We start from the raw sequence: 13,783 nt of genomic DNA, 5'->3' as shown, positions 1-13,783 counted from the left end.
CAAGCCTGTGCTTGAGCCTTTCTGCTTATGCCGACTGTCCGGTCGAAATGGGGTGCAGTTCACTGGTCGACGACGAGGTTGCCGTTTGTTGCCTCGACGACATCCTCGCCGCGACGCTGAAACTCCCAGCGGTAGATCGACCCGCCGGCCATGCGAAGCTGGATGCACCGGTGAAGTGAGAGTTCTGATGGGCTTGCGACGGGAGGCGCATCATCAAGATAGGCAGGCGATGCCACGACGATATGCTGCTGATCCGGTCCTATTGGGATCGCGACCATCTCGCTCGGGACGAGTTCCGCAGCACGCACACCGCAGTCGAACCCCCCTTCGGCAATATCGACCAGTCTTCCCTCGGACCGAATTTCGAAGCGCATTGCCGGCTGCAGCTTCATGAAGCGGGTCAGAAGCGGCATCAGCACTTGCTCGGCTGCATTGGCGTCGCAGTTGATCCGCACGAGTTCGGAGGGAGTGGCAGCCTATTCGTGCAACTCCTCGACTGCCAGCCCAATTTCGCTGAGAGCTGGCATGAGTCGCCCGGCGCAGCGATCGATTAGGCAGACGAGGTTCTGGTAGACGTAGCCGGCCGCCGCCTGCGCTGCACGGACATCGTTGATCCGTTCGCGGAACAGCGCGTGCCCAGGTCCCGAAGATATGTCTTCGACCAGTTGCTCGAACCAGATCTCGAGATCGCCGCGGAAGCTCCCGGTATTCAATGGTATGCTTTCAGGAATGCTCCATCCATTTCCTACAATGGATGTCTCTTATTCCTCAACCGTCAACTTGCGTCCCGTGTTGTTGAACTCACGGTACAGGCTTTGTCTGATGTGATCTATTTCTTCTTCTGTGAGCGCTTCATCCAAGATTTCATTTTTTATGGAACGCTTATAGAGAACAAACTCTACAGTTTCATCGTCTGGAAGGACCAGTTCACCTTCTGCGCTGTAGCTGTCGTTTTTATACGTAAAGCGTAGTTTGCCACGCGACATCTCTGTAATCATTGATTTATCCGATCTAGATTATTCGTTTCAGCAGAGCCGGAAAGGCTTGAGATGAAGTGTTCAATCCCTGCTTGGGCGCACTGAGTGTCCTGCGCTGGCGTCCCGGAGCTGAGGCCTATCGCGCCGACAACCTCGCCGTCGATGATCACAGGCAAACCGCCGCCGACGACCATTAAACGACCACCGATCGCTGAGTTGATCCCGTATGCCGGGCTGCCTGGCTGGCTGGCGACACCGTAGCTTTCTGTGGTTCTTTTTGCCCCCGCTGCCGTATAGGCTTTGTCCTGCGCAATGATCGTACTCGTTATTTTGCCGCCATCCATCCGTTCAAAGGCCATCAGTTGTCCCGATTCATCGGTGATGGCGATGCACATGGGTACGCCGATCTCCTCAGCTTTCGCGCGGGCACCTTCGATAAGCACGCGTGCATCCTCGATGCTAAGGCGTTTGATTGTCAGCATTTTCTGTCATTCCTGGTTTCGTGTTGCTCATTCATTGATGATGAGGTGCATCCGCGCAAATCCAATCAGGCTCTCAATATGCGCTTTCGTTGCTTCAAAGGCGGCATCCGAATCATTGCGTTGCAAGGCGTCAATGATGGCAAGATGTTCCGTGGAGTCTGGTTTCAGGCGGTCTTTCAACTGACCAATCTCGAACAGTCGCGTTGCGGCACGCAGGTTGCGTAAAACGCCTGCCATGACTTCATTGCCACAATGGTCGATGATGAGGTTGTGCAGGTGGTCGTCTGAAAACCAGTGTGCATCCGTGTGATAGGCTGTGGCGTCCATCAGTTCGTCAATCTCGCGCCGCACTTCGATGAGCTTGCGGCCGGGAATGCCGGGCATAGCTTGAACAGCCGCCTGTGGCTCAATCAAAAGACGCAGTTTCAGGCTCTGGATATATTCGCCGATATCGACGTGTCGTACCACGTAGTTTCGACCGTCACCTTTTAGAACCAGACCTTCTCCCTCAAGACGCTGTAACGCTTCGCGCAAAGGCGTACGCGACACGCCGAGCATTTCAGCAAGTTGCGCTTCAACAATCACATGCCCGCCCTTGAGGCGGCGGTGGCGGATCATGTCCGAAACGGCTTTGTAAGAAAGGGCAGCCAGCTTGTGGCCAGCGTCCTTGGATGTTTTACCGATACCGGAGTTAGGGTCTGTTTGTGTCAAAGTTCATCGGTCTCCAGGTTGCCACTGTACTACTCACGCGCGATACCTTCAGAAAGGCTTTTCTTGTGTTCTGCCTTGGTCCATACCGGGCTATGTGATCAAACGCAGCGGAGTTGAGAGGATGGATGTTGACGTTCCGGCAGAAAGAAGCCTTGCCGATGAAACCTATCAGTCGCTGCTCACGGAAATTCTTTCGGCGCAACTTGCAGGTGGTGCGGTCGTGCAGGAAAGAAGGCTTGCAGCGCGCCTTGGCGTTTCGCGCTCGCCGATGCGTGATGCATTGGGTCGTCTTGAGGGGCAGGGACTTCTTGTGCGCGTCAAAGGCGTCCTCACCGTGCGGATCGTTACCCTTGCAGACTACCTCAACGGCGTTGCGATGCGGATGCTTGTCGAACCAAGCGCTGCGGCGTTGGCCTGCAAGGGTATAGCCGCGGAAACCGTTGCAGACCTTGCTGCCATGCTCGATGCGATAGAGGCGGACCCCGATCCCGATCCTGATTTTGTGTGGGCATTTGATGATGGGCTGCATCAGGGAATTGCCGATGCCAGCGGCAATCCTTTCATGGCTGACACCATTCTGCAGATGCGGCGTTACACGACGATCTTCGAACGCCAGCGCAAGCTCGCCCATCGTAAGCCTGGGCTGAGCGATCATCAAGGCATCGTGCGTGCGCTCCTTGATCGTGACGCGGAAGCGGCCCGCGCCGCGATGACGCTTCATCTGGATCGGATTCGTCGAAACGTGCTTTCCACCTACTGATCCAACCCCCTCACAAAACCAATTCAATTTTTTGCAGCCTCTGCGGAAAGATGTTGCATACGGCAAATGATTGTGTATGAAAATGGTATACCAAATGAATGCGAAGATAACAAGCATCATTGGGCAGGTCCGCAAGAAGATCGAAAAACCAGAGGGTTTCTATGTCATTCCGCACAATCACACTCACGTCCGTACTTTTAGTATGCACCTCCGCGTCTGCGTTCGCACAAAGCTGCGCGCCTAAGGTCGCTGATTCCGAACTGGTCAAGCCCGGCACGCTGACCATGTCGACCAATCCAACATTGCCGCCAATGCAGTTCGTTGATTCCAGCGGCGAGCTCAAAGGGATGCGTGTCGAGCTTGGCAAGGAAATCGCCAAGCGTCTTTGCCTTACGCCCGAATATGTCCGTATCGAATTTTCGGCGATGATCCCCGGTCTTCAGGCTGGCCGATGGGATATGATCAATACTGGAATATTCTTCACGAAAGAGCGCGCGGCCATCATGCAAATGATCCCTTACGAGGATCAGGCGATCAGCGTTTCCGTTGCGACGAGCAACACCACCGTCAAAGACAAGGATGGCCTGGATGGCCTGCGTATCGGCGTCGAGCTTGGCGGTTTCGAAGAAACCAAGACCCGTGCTCTTGACGCCGAACTCAAGGCCGCCGGCAAGACGGGGCTCGTCATTCAGACTTTCGATAATTTTGCGCTTGCCTTTCAGGCGCTGCGCGCTGGTCAAGTCGAAGGTGTTGTTTCAATCGATGGTGTCGCAAAGGAATATGATAGCCGTGGCGATTTCCGCCGTGCCGTCAGTGGCCTTTATCCAGCGCCTGTTGCCGTTGCCTTCAAGAGTGCAACACTTGCAGACGCGGTATCCGGCGTCCTCAAAGACATGAAGGCAGATGGTTCTCTGGGAAAACTCTTCGACAGCTACGGCCTGCCGATGATCGCCGGCGACTATTCGGTCAAGGGTCCAAACCGCTGATCTGAACGGTTCACCATTCTGACGGATGCCGGCTCGTCCGGCATCCCCTTAACAATAAAGGTCCCACCATGTCGTACTGGAACTGGTCAGGCTTCTTCGACTATCTCGTCAATCCCTTTATCCTTGGTGGCGTCGTCACTACGATCTGGCTGACCTGCGTCTCACTCGTGTTCGGCCTGCTGCTCGGCTTTGTCGTCGCGCTGATGCGCCGATCCAATTTAAGGCTGATGAGGTGCGTCGGCTGGTTCTATATCTGGCTGTTCCGTGGCACGCCGCTGCTTGTGCAGTTGATCGTGCTTTATACGGCACTACCTCAGCTCGGGATCAAGTTTTCCGTTGTTGAGGCTGCGTTGATCGGACTGGCTTTGAATGAAGCGGCCTACCTGGCGGAGATTATCCGCTCCGGCATCGAGGCAGTTCCCGCAGGACAGGCCCGTGCGGCAAGGGCCTTGGGCATGACCGAGCGTCAGATTATGCGCCACATCGTCATGCCGCAGGCTTTCAAGGTTATCATTCCGCCCCTCGGTAACTCGGTCAATGGTCTGCTGAAGACGACATCGGTTACATCGGTCATTTCAATGGAAGAACTGCTGCGGCGCACCCAGGTGCTGATCCAGGAGAAGTTTATGGTGCTCGAACTCTTCGCCGTGGCTGCCATCTACTACCTTCTCCTGACGACCCTCTGGGACTTTGTACAACGGCACATCGAAAAGCGCTTCGGCCAGTCGACTGCACCGCTGCTACTCACTGAAAAGCGCTGATACTCAATAAAGGACTTATTGCATGCCAAAGACGTTTCGTGGTGTCTTCACCGTGATGATCACTCCCATCGACGCAGATGGAAAAGTCAATTTGCCAGCACTCGCTGCCTTTACGGATTGGCAGATCCGGGAGGGCGTGCATGGACTGATTCCTCTTGGTTCGACGGGGGAATTCCTTTCACTCTCCGATCAGGATTGGGAAGATGTTGCCCGCACGGTCATCCAAACCGCCGCCGGACGGGTTCCAGTGCTGATCGGAACAGGTGCGGAAGATACGCGGGAAGCAGTTCGCTTGAGCTGCAAGGCCGAAGCGATGGGCGCGAATGGCGTGATGATCATCCCACCTTTCTACTCCACGCCGACAGACGACGAGTTGGTAGCGCATTACCGAACCATCGCCGGCTCAATTTCCATTCCGATCATGGTCTACAACAACCCTGCGACATCGAATGTGGATATGAAGCCTGAGCTTCTGGCTCGCATTGCCGAGATTGATGGCTGCGACTATGTTAAGGAATCGACGCTTGAAGTCACGCGGATCCGCGATATCGTTCGCCTGGCCGGTGACAACATGACGCCTTTTGGCGGTATTCTCGGTTTTGAATCTTTCGTCATGGGGGCACAAGGATGGGTAGCCGTTGCATCCAATGTGGCACCAGCGGCCATGTCGCGCATCTTCACACTCGCAGCTGATGAGAAGAAATACGATGAAGCACGTGCGCTTTATCTGGAGTGGCTGCCGATCATTCAGGCGGTTGGAGGGCAGGCTTATGTCGCTGGCTCAAAGGCTCTGTTGAACCATATGGGATTTGCGGCAGGATCGCCGCTGCCGCCGCGTCTGCCGCTGCCGTCAGCGCAGGATGGCGCGATGAAAGCTTTGGTCGAGCGTTTCGGCTTAAGCTTTCCCCAGAACTGAGCCGGAGAAAAACGGATGCCCGGTTTGATCATTCAGAATGCAGGAGTGACCGTCCATATCGATGGTGTCGCGCATCGTGTGGATCCGGGCCTTTCTATTGCCGCTGCGCTGACCGCGCAGGGTCGAGCAGACTTCTCCACTGATGCAGCAGGGGAGAAGCGTGGTCTGTTTTGCGGTATGGGTGTGTGTCACGATTGCCTTGTGACGGTCGATGGCCGCACTAGCCAGCGCGCCTGTATGACGCCCGTTCGAGACGGCATGCGCATCGATCGCCAGCAGGCGCGTCCCGACATTTTGTCTGGTGATCTTGCCGACCTCAGGCCTGTCCCATCAAAGCTTGTCGAGATGGACATGGATTTGCTGGTTATCGGAGCAGGTCCCGGTGGTCTGGCTGCGGCGGTGGCAGCGGCGGAAGCCGGGGCGTCCGTGACCGTGGTCGATGAGCGGCACACATCTGGCGGCCAGTTTTTCAAACAGCCCAACACTGATCTTGCCCGTTTGGCGCTCAAGGCTGACCGGCAGGCAGCAGATGGTGCTGCGTTGATAGAAAGAGCACATTCGCTTGGCGTGACCATTCTCTCAGGCGTGAACGTTTGGGGCGCAGCCCATGGAGAAGATGGAAGGCCGGTCATCTCCTGCCTGGGCCATGATGGTATTTTTTATTGCCGACCTGCCATGCTGGTCATCGGCACGGGTGCCTTCGAGCGACCGCCAGCCGTCAAGGGTTGGACGCTGCCGGGTGTGATGACCGCGGGTGCAGCGCAAACCCTGCTGCGCAGCTATGGCACGCTTCCCGGTCGACGCGTTCTGATCGCCGGAAACGGTCCTCTCAATTTTCAGGTCGCAAGCGAAATCATCAAGGTTGGCGGTGACGTCATCTGTCTGGTGGAGCAGGCCAGCGCACCATGGAGCAGGCCTATCGAAGCGTTGAGTGTCTTTCGCCATGATGCGGCGCTTGCCCTGAAAGGCATGAAAGAGATCGCGAGATTGGAACGAGCAGGCGTCAAGCTCGCCTGGAATGCGCAAATTTCTGATATCAGGGGTGATGGCAGGGTAGAAGCGGTTACGGTTTCTGGTCCAGGCGGCGAAACGACCTTCGAAGTCGATACCGTTTTGCTTGGCGGCAATTTTACCTCGTCCAATGAGCTATCGCGATTGCTGGGATGCGCCCACAGCGTGAGCGAAAATGGCGCACTCACGGCGCAATGTTCCGAGGATGGTGAAAGCTCGCTGCCTCATATCCATATCGTCGGAGAAGCTGTGCGGTTTGGTGGTGCCCACCTGGCAATGGCTGAAGGTAGGCTTGCCGGTCTGGCAATTGCTGGCAAACTTGGCTTGAAGGCCCGGCCAGACTCTACAGCCCAAAAAAAGCTTGCGCGTGCCAAAGCGTTCCAAGCGGCCCTTTGGCGTCTATTTGCCCCGTCTGCAACGCCGTTGGAACCCGCAGATACCGCACTCGCCTGCCGTTGCGAAAGTGTGGCAATCGGCACCCTCAAGCATCTCGCTGTTCAGGGACCGCCGGACATCGCAACACTGAAACGCCTAACGCGTGCCGGTATGGGGCGCTGCCAAAGCCGCTATTGTGGCCGCACCCTCACAGAGCTGACCGGCCGGCCCATGAGTGAGACCAACGGCCTCCTTGCCCCGCAGATGCCACTTCGCCCGGTGCCTCTCGCCGCGCTTGCGGTTGAGAAACCGGAGTGGGGAGGGCACAAACGGGCGCTTCTGCCAGAGCGTCCGCCGCTGCCGCATTCCGAACCGCTGCCGTTTAGGGAAGCGTCCACCGTTATCATCGGCGCAGGGGTCGCCGGGCTTTCCTGCGCCCTGTTTCTGGCGGAAGCGGGCGAAGATGTTGTCGTGTTGGAACGTGGCTTTCCGGGCGGTCTGGCATCGGGCGGCAATGCTGGCAGCCTGCATGCGCAATTGTTGTCATTTGATCATGGAGCCCGCGCCGAAGCAGGTGGAGGACCAGCGGCAAAGACGCTTCCTCTCCAGCGAGACTCCATTGCGCTTTGGCAGATGCTGGAGAAGAAGCTTGGTCGCGATTTCGAGATGAAGATCACGGGTGGCCTGATGGTTGCCGAAACCGAAGCGCATATGCGCTTCCTCGAGGAGAAGACGCGGGTCGAACGCGAAAATGGCATTGATTGCCATGTCATTGGTGCTGACGACTTGCGAAAGCTGGAGCCAGCCCTTTCGCCGCTGATGATTGGTGCCTCCTATTGTCCAATGGAAGGCAAGATCAATCCGCTTGTTGCGACGCGCCACGTCCATGATGGCGCGGTGGAAGCCGGTGCCCGTGTATTTGACCGGACCGAAGTGCTGTCGATCCGTCGTGACGAATCAGGCTTCGCCATCGAGACCTCGCGGGGAGCCTTGCGGGCAGGACGCATCGTAAATGCTGCCGGTGCTTTCGCTTCACGCGTCGGGGAAATGTTAGGTCTTGATGTGCCTGTGTTCGGGGCGCCGCTGCAAATGGTGGTGACCGAGGCTGCTGCGCCAGCGATTTCGCATCTGGTCGCCCATGCCGATCGTCATCTGACACTGAAACAGGCTGCCAATGGCAACTTCCTGATCGGCGGTGGCTGGACGGCTGGCCTTGACCCGGTTCACAGCCATCCTCGCCCGATGTTTTCCAGTCTGGAGGGCAATCTCTGGGTGGCGCAGCATGTTGTGCCGGGCCTGCGAAAACTGCATGTCATCCGCAGTTGGGCTGCCATGAATATCAACATCGACGGCGCGCCGATCCTGGGAGAACATCCTGGCATGCCCGGTTTCTTCAACGCTGTTACATCCAATGGATATACGCTCGGGCCTCTCGTCGGCCAACTCACCGCCAGTCTCGTCCTTGGCCGAGATCCCGGCCGGGATTTGTCGGCTTTTTCCATCCATCGTTTTCAGGGAGTGAGATCATGATCGAGATCACCGGCATCACGAAATACTATGGCAATTTTGCCGTTCTCAAGAATTGCTCGACGAGTGTTTCCAAAGGGGAAGTCGTCGTGGTATGTGGACCGTCCGGCTCTGGAAAATCGACACTGATCAAGTGTGTCAACGCACTGGAACCCTTTCAGGAAGGGTCGATCCGCGTGGACGGTATAGAAGTCAACGATCCCGGCACAAATCTTCCCGATCTGCGCTCACGCGTCGGTATGGTGTTTCAGAATTTCGAACTCTTCGCGCACTTGACGATCGAAGCCAATATCATGCTGGCACAGCGCATCGTTCTTCATCGCAGCGAAAGCATTGCCAAAAGGCGATCCATGGATCTTCTGGATCGAGTGGGTATGACAGGGCACGCCCACAAATATCCCGGCCAATTGTCTGGCGGACAGCAGCAGCGCGTTGCGATAGCCCGGGCGCTGGCCATGAACCCGAAAGCAATGTTGTTCGACGAGCCTACATCAGCCCTTGACCCCGAAATGATCTCCGAAGTGTTGGATGTGATGACCAGTCTTGCCAGTGAAGGCATGACGATGATGGTCGTCACACATGAGATGGGCTTTGCCCGCAAGGTCGCGACCCGGATGATCTTCATCGACCAGGGCGAAATTGTCGAGGACCGCCCGACGGAAGATTTCTTCAGCAACCGCCACAATCCACGCACCGAGGCATTTCTCAGCAAGATCCTTCACCATTGAGAGTTTTGACATGACCAAATTTGACCTAATCATCAAGGGTGGCACGATCGCGACCGCCTCAGACGTCTTTAAAGCCGACATCGGCATCCTCGGCGGCAAGATCGTGCAGATCGGCGAAGAGCTTGAGGGTGGTGCCAGTACAATTGACGCCAGCGGCAAATACGTTCTGCCCGGTGGCATCGACAGCCACGTCCACATCTCCCAACCGTCGGGAGACGGCATCGTCATGGCCGACGATTTTGAAAGTGGCACCCGGTCTGCCCTTTTCGGCGGCAACACCACAATCATGCCGTTTTGCCTGCAAGAGAAGGAGAGGCCGATGCGCGAGGCGCTGAACGCCTATCACCAGCTCGCCGAAGGCAACTGTTATACCGATGTGAGCTTCCACCTCATCGTTTCCGACCCGACAGATAGTCTCCTTGGGCAGGAGCTCCCGGCTCTGGCTGCGGACGGATATTCATCTTTCAAGGTGTTCATGACCTACGAAGGGCTTCGGCTTAACGATGCGGAAATCCTGAAGACTCTCGATGTAGCCCGTGCGACGGGCGCGACTGTCATGGTCCATTGTGAGAACGAAGACGCCATTCGCTTTCTCATTGCGAGGCATGAAGCGGCAGGCGACGTTGCGCCGCGTGTTCATGCCTCGACCCGCCCGGTCGCGGTCGAACGCGAAGCCACACACCGGGCGCTCACACTGGCCGAAATCGTCGATGTGCCCATTGTTATCGTGCATGTCTCCAACGGAGAAGCGATGGAGGAAATCGCACGGGCCCGTGCCCGTGGCATCAAGGTGGTCGGAGAGACCTGCCCGCAATATTTGGTGCTGACGGCAGACGATTTGGACGGCATGGATTGGGAGGGCGCAAAATTCGTCTGCTCTCCGCCACCCCGCGACAAGGCTGCTCAGCAAGAGTGCTGGAGAGGGATCGAAACCGGTATTTTCGATCTGTTCTCGTCGGATCACTGCCCGTTCCGTTATGATGACGAGCGCGGCAAGCGTAGCCCCAAAGGACTTGAGAGCTTCCGCCACATACCCAACGGCATTCCTGGTGTCGAGACGCGCCTGCCGATCCTGTTCTCCGAAGGCGTTATGAAGGGGCGCATCGATCTGCCGCGCTTCGTTGCTCTTTCGACAACCAACCATGCCAAGACCTACGGTCTCTACCCGGAAAAAGGCTCGATCTCGATCGGGGCGGATGCCGATATCGCCATCTGGGACCCGACCATCAATCGCACGATACGCCACGCCGATCTGCACGATGGTGCCGATTATTCGCCCTATGAAGGCGTCGAGGTTACTGGCTGGCCCATCACCGTCATCCTCGGCGGCCGTGTGATGGTGAGCGATGGCGAACTTGTCGGGAAAAAAGGCGATGGCACCTACCGTGCAGCGCGCACCAAAAACACAAAATCCATCTAACCAATCCGGAGACGTGAATTTATGAAACTGAAGATCACCGCTGGCCCGTTCGTCTTCGACGCAGTGCTCGAGACCGAAAAAGCACCGCAAACCTGCAAGGCTTTCATCGAACGTTTGCCCTTTGAAGGCCAGATCGTCCATGTTCGCTGGTCGGGTGAAGGCGTATGGATCCCACTCGGCGACTATAATTTCGGTGTCGGCTACGAAAACCACACAAGCCATCCAGCACCCGGCCATATCATCCTCTATCCCGGCGGCATCAGCGAGACGGAAATCTTGCTCGCTTACGGCGGTGTCGATTTTTCGTCCAAGATGGGACAGCTCGCTGGCAACCATTTCATCACCATCACGTCTAACCTCGAAAATTTGTCCGTGCTGGGTAACAAGACGCTTTGGGAAGGTGTGCAGCAAATCCGTTTCGAGTTGACGTAGACGTTGTGTCGCAGGGGGGAGGCTCTTCCGCTATCCTGTCAATCAGTAGAGATGATCGAAAATGGTCGTGAACAGGGAAATGGTCCCGCAATGGTCTTTGGCAGCACGCCCGACTAAACTGGCTGCGTCATTCAGGCGGCCCGCTGTCCCTGCAGAACGTTGCCGGAGCCTTGTCCACCACGCAAGTCAAACTGTGCCAGTAGGCCCTCAACTTATTGAGCGCCGCCCTACGGCTGAACCCAACTTGCTGACGCACGTTGCTCACCACAAGTGGCTTGCGCACTGTCCACGGATGCATTGACGGAAGAAGACAAGCGGCAGGAAGGTCTGTGTTGTTTCGCCCCGCCCGTTTTGTTGAAGTGGGGAACCGAATGGGCTGGGCCAAGTCTCAGTCAATGAGCGCTAACTATTTCTGAGACGCAGATAAAATATTTGTCTAACATTCGTTGTTTAACTCCCATTACCAAATATACGAAAGTTAGAAGTTGGATTTTGAACCAAGAGGCTCTTAGAGATCGGATGAGATCTACCGTCAAACAGCAGAGGGGAGGAGGGTTCTATTCCGCTCATTAGCTGGCCCTGTACATGCCTCTTTCGAATCCATATCTCACAGTGCAATCAGCGGCAAAGCATGCAGCTATGTATGAGTGGGTCGAAGTCGGAATTGTCGGCGAGCGCACGGTCATTCTGTCTTCACGAGCACCCGCTGACTGATTACCTGCAGCGTTGCGGTCTGGCTTCTCGTTTGAGCACACTGGTACCGGCCGCCTCCAAATAGACGCCATGCTTACTGCTCAGCGAACCCATTCTGGCAACGTGCCAGTGCTTTTAAAAACTCAAGCAAACGTACTTGAGCTCGGTGTAGTCATCAATGCCGTATTTCGATCCCTCACGTCCGAGTCCAGACTGCTTGACACCTCCGAAAGGGGCCAATTCCGTAGAGATAAGGCCTGTGTTTACGCCGACCATTCCAGTCTCCATATCCTCGGCTATCCTGAAAATGCGGGCGAAATCCTTCGAGTAGAAATAGCCGGCCAGGCCGAATTTAGAATCATTGGCCAAGCGGATCACTTCCTCTTCCGAATCGAACGAGATGAGAGGAGCCAAAGGCCCAAAGGTCTCTTCGCGAGTAACTTTCATGTCCGAGGTGACCCCGACGAGCACGGTGGGAGCAAAGAACTGTCCGCCGTGTTGGGCTGAAGAACCGCCGGCCACCACGCGTGCACCGTTTGCCAAAGCGTTATCGAGATGGCCCCTAACCTTCTTCATCGCGTTGCCGTCAATCAGAGGTCCGATCTCTACGCCAGCATCAAAGCCATTCCCTACCTTGAGGGCTTCAACGCGTTTTGCGAGCTTGGCCGCAAACTCATCATAGACGCTTGATTGGACATAGATGCGATTTGCACACACGCAGGTTTGGCCTGCATTCCGGAATTTAGCCGCAACAGCCCCTTCGACGGCTGCGTCAATGTCGGCATCGTCAAACACTATAAAAGGCGCATTGCCACCTAGCTCAAGGCTGAACTTCTTGATCTGATCGGCTCCTTGACGCATCAGAATGCGGCCGACATTGGTCGACCCGGTGAACGAGATCTTCGCGACCAACTCATTTGCGCAGAAACTTTGTCCGACCATCTCCGCGTCGCTTGATGTGACAACATTGAAGACACCTCTTGGTATGCCGGCGCGTTCGCTAAGGACGGCGAGAGCCAGCGCCGAAAGCGGCGTCTGTGCGGCTGGCTTTGCGATAATTGAGCAGCCGACTGCCAAGGCGGGCGCCAACTTGCGGGCAAGCATCGCGTTCGGAAAATTCCATGGCGTGATGGCGCCAACGACGCCGACTGGCCTTTTTATAACGAGGATGCGCTTATCGGCCTGATGAGCCGGAATCACATCGCCGTTCAGACGCTTTGCCTCTTCTGCGAACCATTCGATATATGCGGCGCCGTAGAGAATCTCTCCCCGGGCTTCTTGGAGTGGCTTGCCCATTTCAGCTGTTAGAATAATCGCCAAATCATCTACGTTTTCTACTACAAGATCGTGGAATCTTCGCAGCGTTGAAGCACGCTGCTTGCCCGTCAGCTTAGCCCAAAACTTCTGCGCGTGGCTGGCAGCGTGGATAGCTTTTTCGAGGTCGTCCGCATCGAGATCTGGCACCGACGCGATCCTACGACCTGTCGCAGGGTCGAGAACATCGAATGTTGCTCCGCTTCCGGTCGCCATCCATTCGCCATCAACAAACGCCCTTTCTACAAAGAGGCTTGGATCTTTCAATTTCGATACGAGGTCAAAGTTTTCCACGATGTGGCTCCCTAGACAGCGCAGCGTCTGACAGCTGCGAACACGATGATCTGATTTCTGGGTGAGGTCTCCCGCCTAGAAATAAGCGAGAGGAAATTTCGATGAGAGTTTGAAAGTCGTAACTTCGCGGTGTCCCGCAGCCGGACAACGTTGCACCACAACGGAACTTGATTATCGCGCCCGCTCTCGGCTCGTTGGGCATATCGATTATCTTAACCGTATCTCGGTTACAGCCGTCCTGTAGCTTTCAGTTCAACGGGCATCTTTCCAACGCGCTGAAGCGCGATTGTAGGCTTTTCGAGAATCGCGGAGGCGACAGCTCGATGAGAGTGCCCCGTGACATCTCGCCGCCTTAAGCGCGTATTCATGTGGAAAGTACAGCTGCTCTTAGCCTTG

13 protein-coding genes and 1 pseudogene are annotated in these 13,783 nt (G+C 56.1%); 8 read left to right on the top strand and 6 right to left on the bottom strand.

Annotated features, from left to right (window positions below; translation table 11 throughout):
• Positions 1-59: 59 nt before the first annotated feature.
• The 5 genes and pseudogenes from ASF69_RS21960 to ASF69_RS21940 all read right to left on the bottom strand — a co-directional run.
• Positions 60-458: pseudogene (locus tag ASF69_RS21960) on the bottom strand (LysR substrate-binding domain-containing protein); the annotation flags it as partial.
• Positions 459-476: 18 nt separating this feature from the next.
• Positions 477-713, bottom strand: coding sequence for a hypothetical protein (locus ASF69_RS21955; RefSeq protein WP_062590657.1), 237 nt, complete (start codon positions 711-713; stop codon positions 477-479).
• A gap of 48 nt (positions 714-761) precedes the next feature.
• Positions 762-998: a hypothetical protein gene (locus tag ASF69_RS21950; RefSeq protein WP_062590655.1), complete on the bottom strand. Its 237-nt coding sequence runs from the start codon at positions 996-998 to the stop codon at positions 762-764.
• On the bottom strand, positions 995-1,459 hold the full coding sequence (locus ASF69_RS21945) for a heme-binding protein (RefSeq protein WP_062590653.1): 465 nt from the start codon (positions 1,457-1,459) through the stop codon (positions 995-997). The genes ASF69_RS21950 and ASF69_RS21945 overlap by 4 nt, the downstream gene beginning before the upstream one ends.
• Before the next feature lie 27 nt (positions 1,460-1,486).
• On the bottom strand, positions 1,487-2,170 hold the full coding sequence (locus ASF69_RS21940; protein ID WP_062590651.1) for a GntR family transcriptional regulator: 684 nt from the start codon (positions 2,168-2,170) through the stop codon (positions 1,487-1,489).
• A 121-nt stretch (positions 2,171-2,291) separates the two neighbouring features.
• Between ASF69_RS21940 and ASF69_RS21935 the strand changes: the two genes are divergently transcribed.
• The 8 genes from ASF69_RS21935 (at position 2,292) to ASF69_RS21900 (ending at position 11,086) form a co-directional block, all read left to right on the top strand.
• A complete protein-coding gene (locus tag ASF69_RS21935) occupies positions 2,292-2,930 on the top strand; it encodes a GntR family transcriptional regulator (RefSeq protein WP_062590649.1) in 639 nt (212 codons plus the stop codon).
• Positions 2,931-3,091: 161 nt separating this feature from the next.
• Entirely contained in the window at positions 3,092-3,916 is an 825-nt protein-coding gene (locus tag ASF69_RS21930) for an ABC transporter substrate-binding protein (protein ID WP_062590648.1), read from the top strand.
• 68 nt (positions 3,917-3,984) lie between these two features.
• Complete coding sequence (locus tag ASF69_RS21925) at positions 3,985-4,677, top strand: amino acid ABC transporter permease (RefSeq protein WP_062590646.1); 693 nt, start codon at positions 3,985-3,987, stop codon at positions 4,675-4,677.
• Between the two features lie 22 nt (positions 4,678-4,699).
• Positions 4,700-5,593 carry a dihydrodipicolinate synthase family protein gene (locus tag ASF69_RS21920; RefSeq protein ID WP_062590644.1) on the top strand — a complete coding sequence of 298 codons (894 nt, stop codon included), beginning with the start codon at positions 4,700-4,702 and terminating at the stop codon, positions 5,591-5,593.
• Between the two features lie 15 nt (positions 5,594-5,608).
• Positions 5,609-8,509: an FAD-dependent oxidoreductase gene (locus ASF69_RS21915; RefSeq protein WP_062590642.1), complete on the top strand. Its 2,901-nt coding sequence runs from the start codon at positions 5,609-5,611 to the stop codon at positions 8,507-8,509.
• Entirely contained in the window at positions 8,506-9,234 is a 729-nt protein-coding gene (locus ASF69_RS21910; RefSeq protein WP_062590640.1) for an amino acid ABC transporter ATP-binding protein, read from the top strand. Before ASF69_RS21915 ends, ASF69_RS21910 begins: the two co-directional genes overlap by 4 nt.
• Before the next feature lie 10 nt (positions 9,235-9,244).
• On the top strand, positions 9,245-10,654 hold the full coding sequence (gene hydA / locus ASF69_RS21905) for a dihydropyrimidinase (protein ID WP_062590638.1): 1,410 nt from the start codon (positions 9,245-9,247) through the stop codon (positions 10,652-10,654).
• A 21-nt stretch (positions 10,655-10,675) separates the two neighbouring features.
• Positions 10,676-11,086, top strand: a complete 411-nt coding sequence (locus ASF69_RS21900) for a DUF3830 family protein (protein WP_062590635.1) — start codon at positions 10,676-10,678, stop codon at positions 11,084-11,086.
• Between the two features lie 828 nt (positions 11,087-11,914).
• Here the strand turns inward: ASF69_RS21900 and ASF69_RS21895 are convergent.
• Positions 11,915-13,390, bottom strand: a complete 1,476-nt coding sequence (locus ASF69_RS21895; RefSeq protein WP_062590634.1) for an NAD-dependent succinate-semialdehyde dehydrogenase — start codon at positions 13,388-13,390, stop codon at positions 11,915-11,917.
• Positions 13,391-13,783 lie beyond the last annotated feature (393 nt).

Origin of the sequence: Rhizobium sp. Leaf311 (assembly GCF_001423445.1) — a bacterium.
GTDB lineage: Bacteria > Pseudomonadota > Alphaproteobacteria > Rhizobiales > Rhizobiaceae > Agrobacterium.
This window is presented reverse-complemented; position numbering and strand designations above follow the sequence as displayed.

What these genes read in the sequence shown, in the direction of transcription:
- ASF69_RS21910 (WP_062590640.1), top strand. Translation starts at nt 8,506, where the DNA reads ATGATCGAGATCACCGGCATCACGAAATACTATGGCAATTTTGCCGTT.
- hydA (WP_062590638.1), top strand. Translation starts at nt 9,245, where the DNA reads ATGACCAAATTTGACCTAATCATCAAGGGTGGCACGATCGCGACCGCC.
- ASF69_RS21935 (WP_062590649.1), top strand. Translation starts at nt 2,292, where the DNA reads ATGGATGTTGACGTTCCGGCAGAAAGAAGCCTTGCCGATGAAACCTAT.
- ASF69_RS21950 (WP_062590655.1), bottom strand. Translation starts at nt 998, where the DNA reads ATGATTACAGAGATGTCGCGTGGCAAACTACGCTTTACGTATAAAAAC.
- ASF69_RS21920 (WP_062590644.1), top strand. Translation starts at nt 4,700, where the DNA reads ATGCCAAAGACGTTTCGTGGTGTCTTCACCGTGATGATCACTCCCATC.
- ASF69_RS21945 (WP_062590653.1), bottom strand. Translation starts at nt 1,459, where the DNA reads ATGCTGACAATCAAACGCCTTAGCATCGAGGATGCACGCGTGCTTATC.
- ASF69_RS21900 (WP_062590635.1), top strand. Translation starts at nt 10,676, where the DNA reads ATGAAACTGAAGATCACCGCTGGCCCGTTCGTCTTCGACGCAGTGCTC.
- ASF69_RS21925 (WP_062590646.1), top strand. Translation starts at nt 3,985, where the DNA reads ATGTCGTACTGGAACTGGTCAGGCTTCTTCGACTATCTCGTCAATCCC.
- ASF69_RS21930 (WP_062590648.1), top strand. Translation starts at nt 3,092, where the DNA reads ATGTCATTCCGCACAATCACACTCACGTCCGTACTTTTAGTATGCACC.
- ASF69_RS21915 (WP_062590642.1), top strand. Translation starts at nt 5,609, where the DNA reads ATGCCCGGTTTGATCATTCAGAATGCAGGAGTGACCGTCCATATCGAT.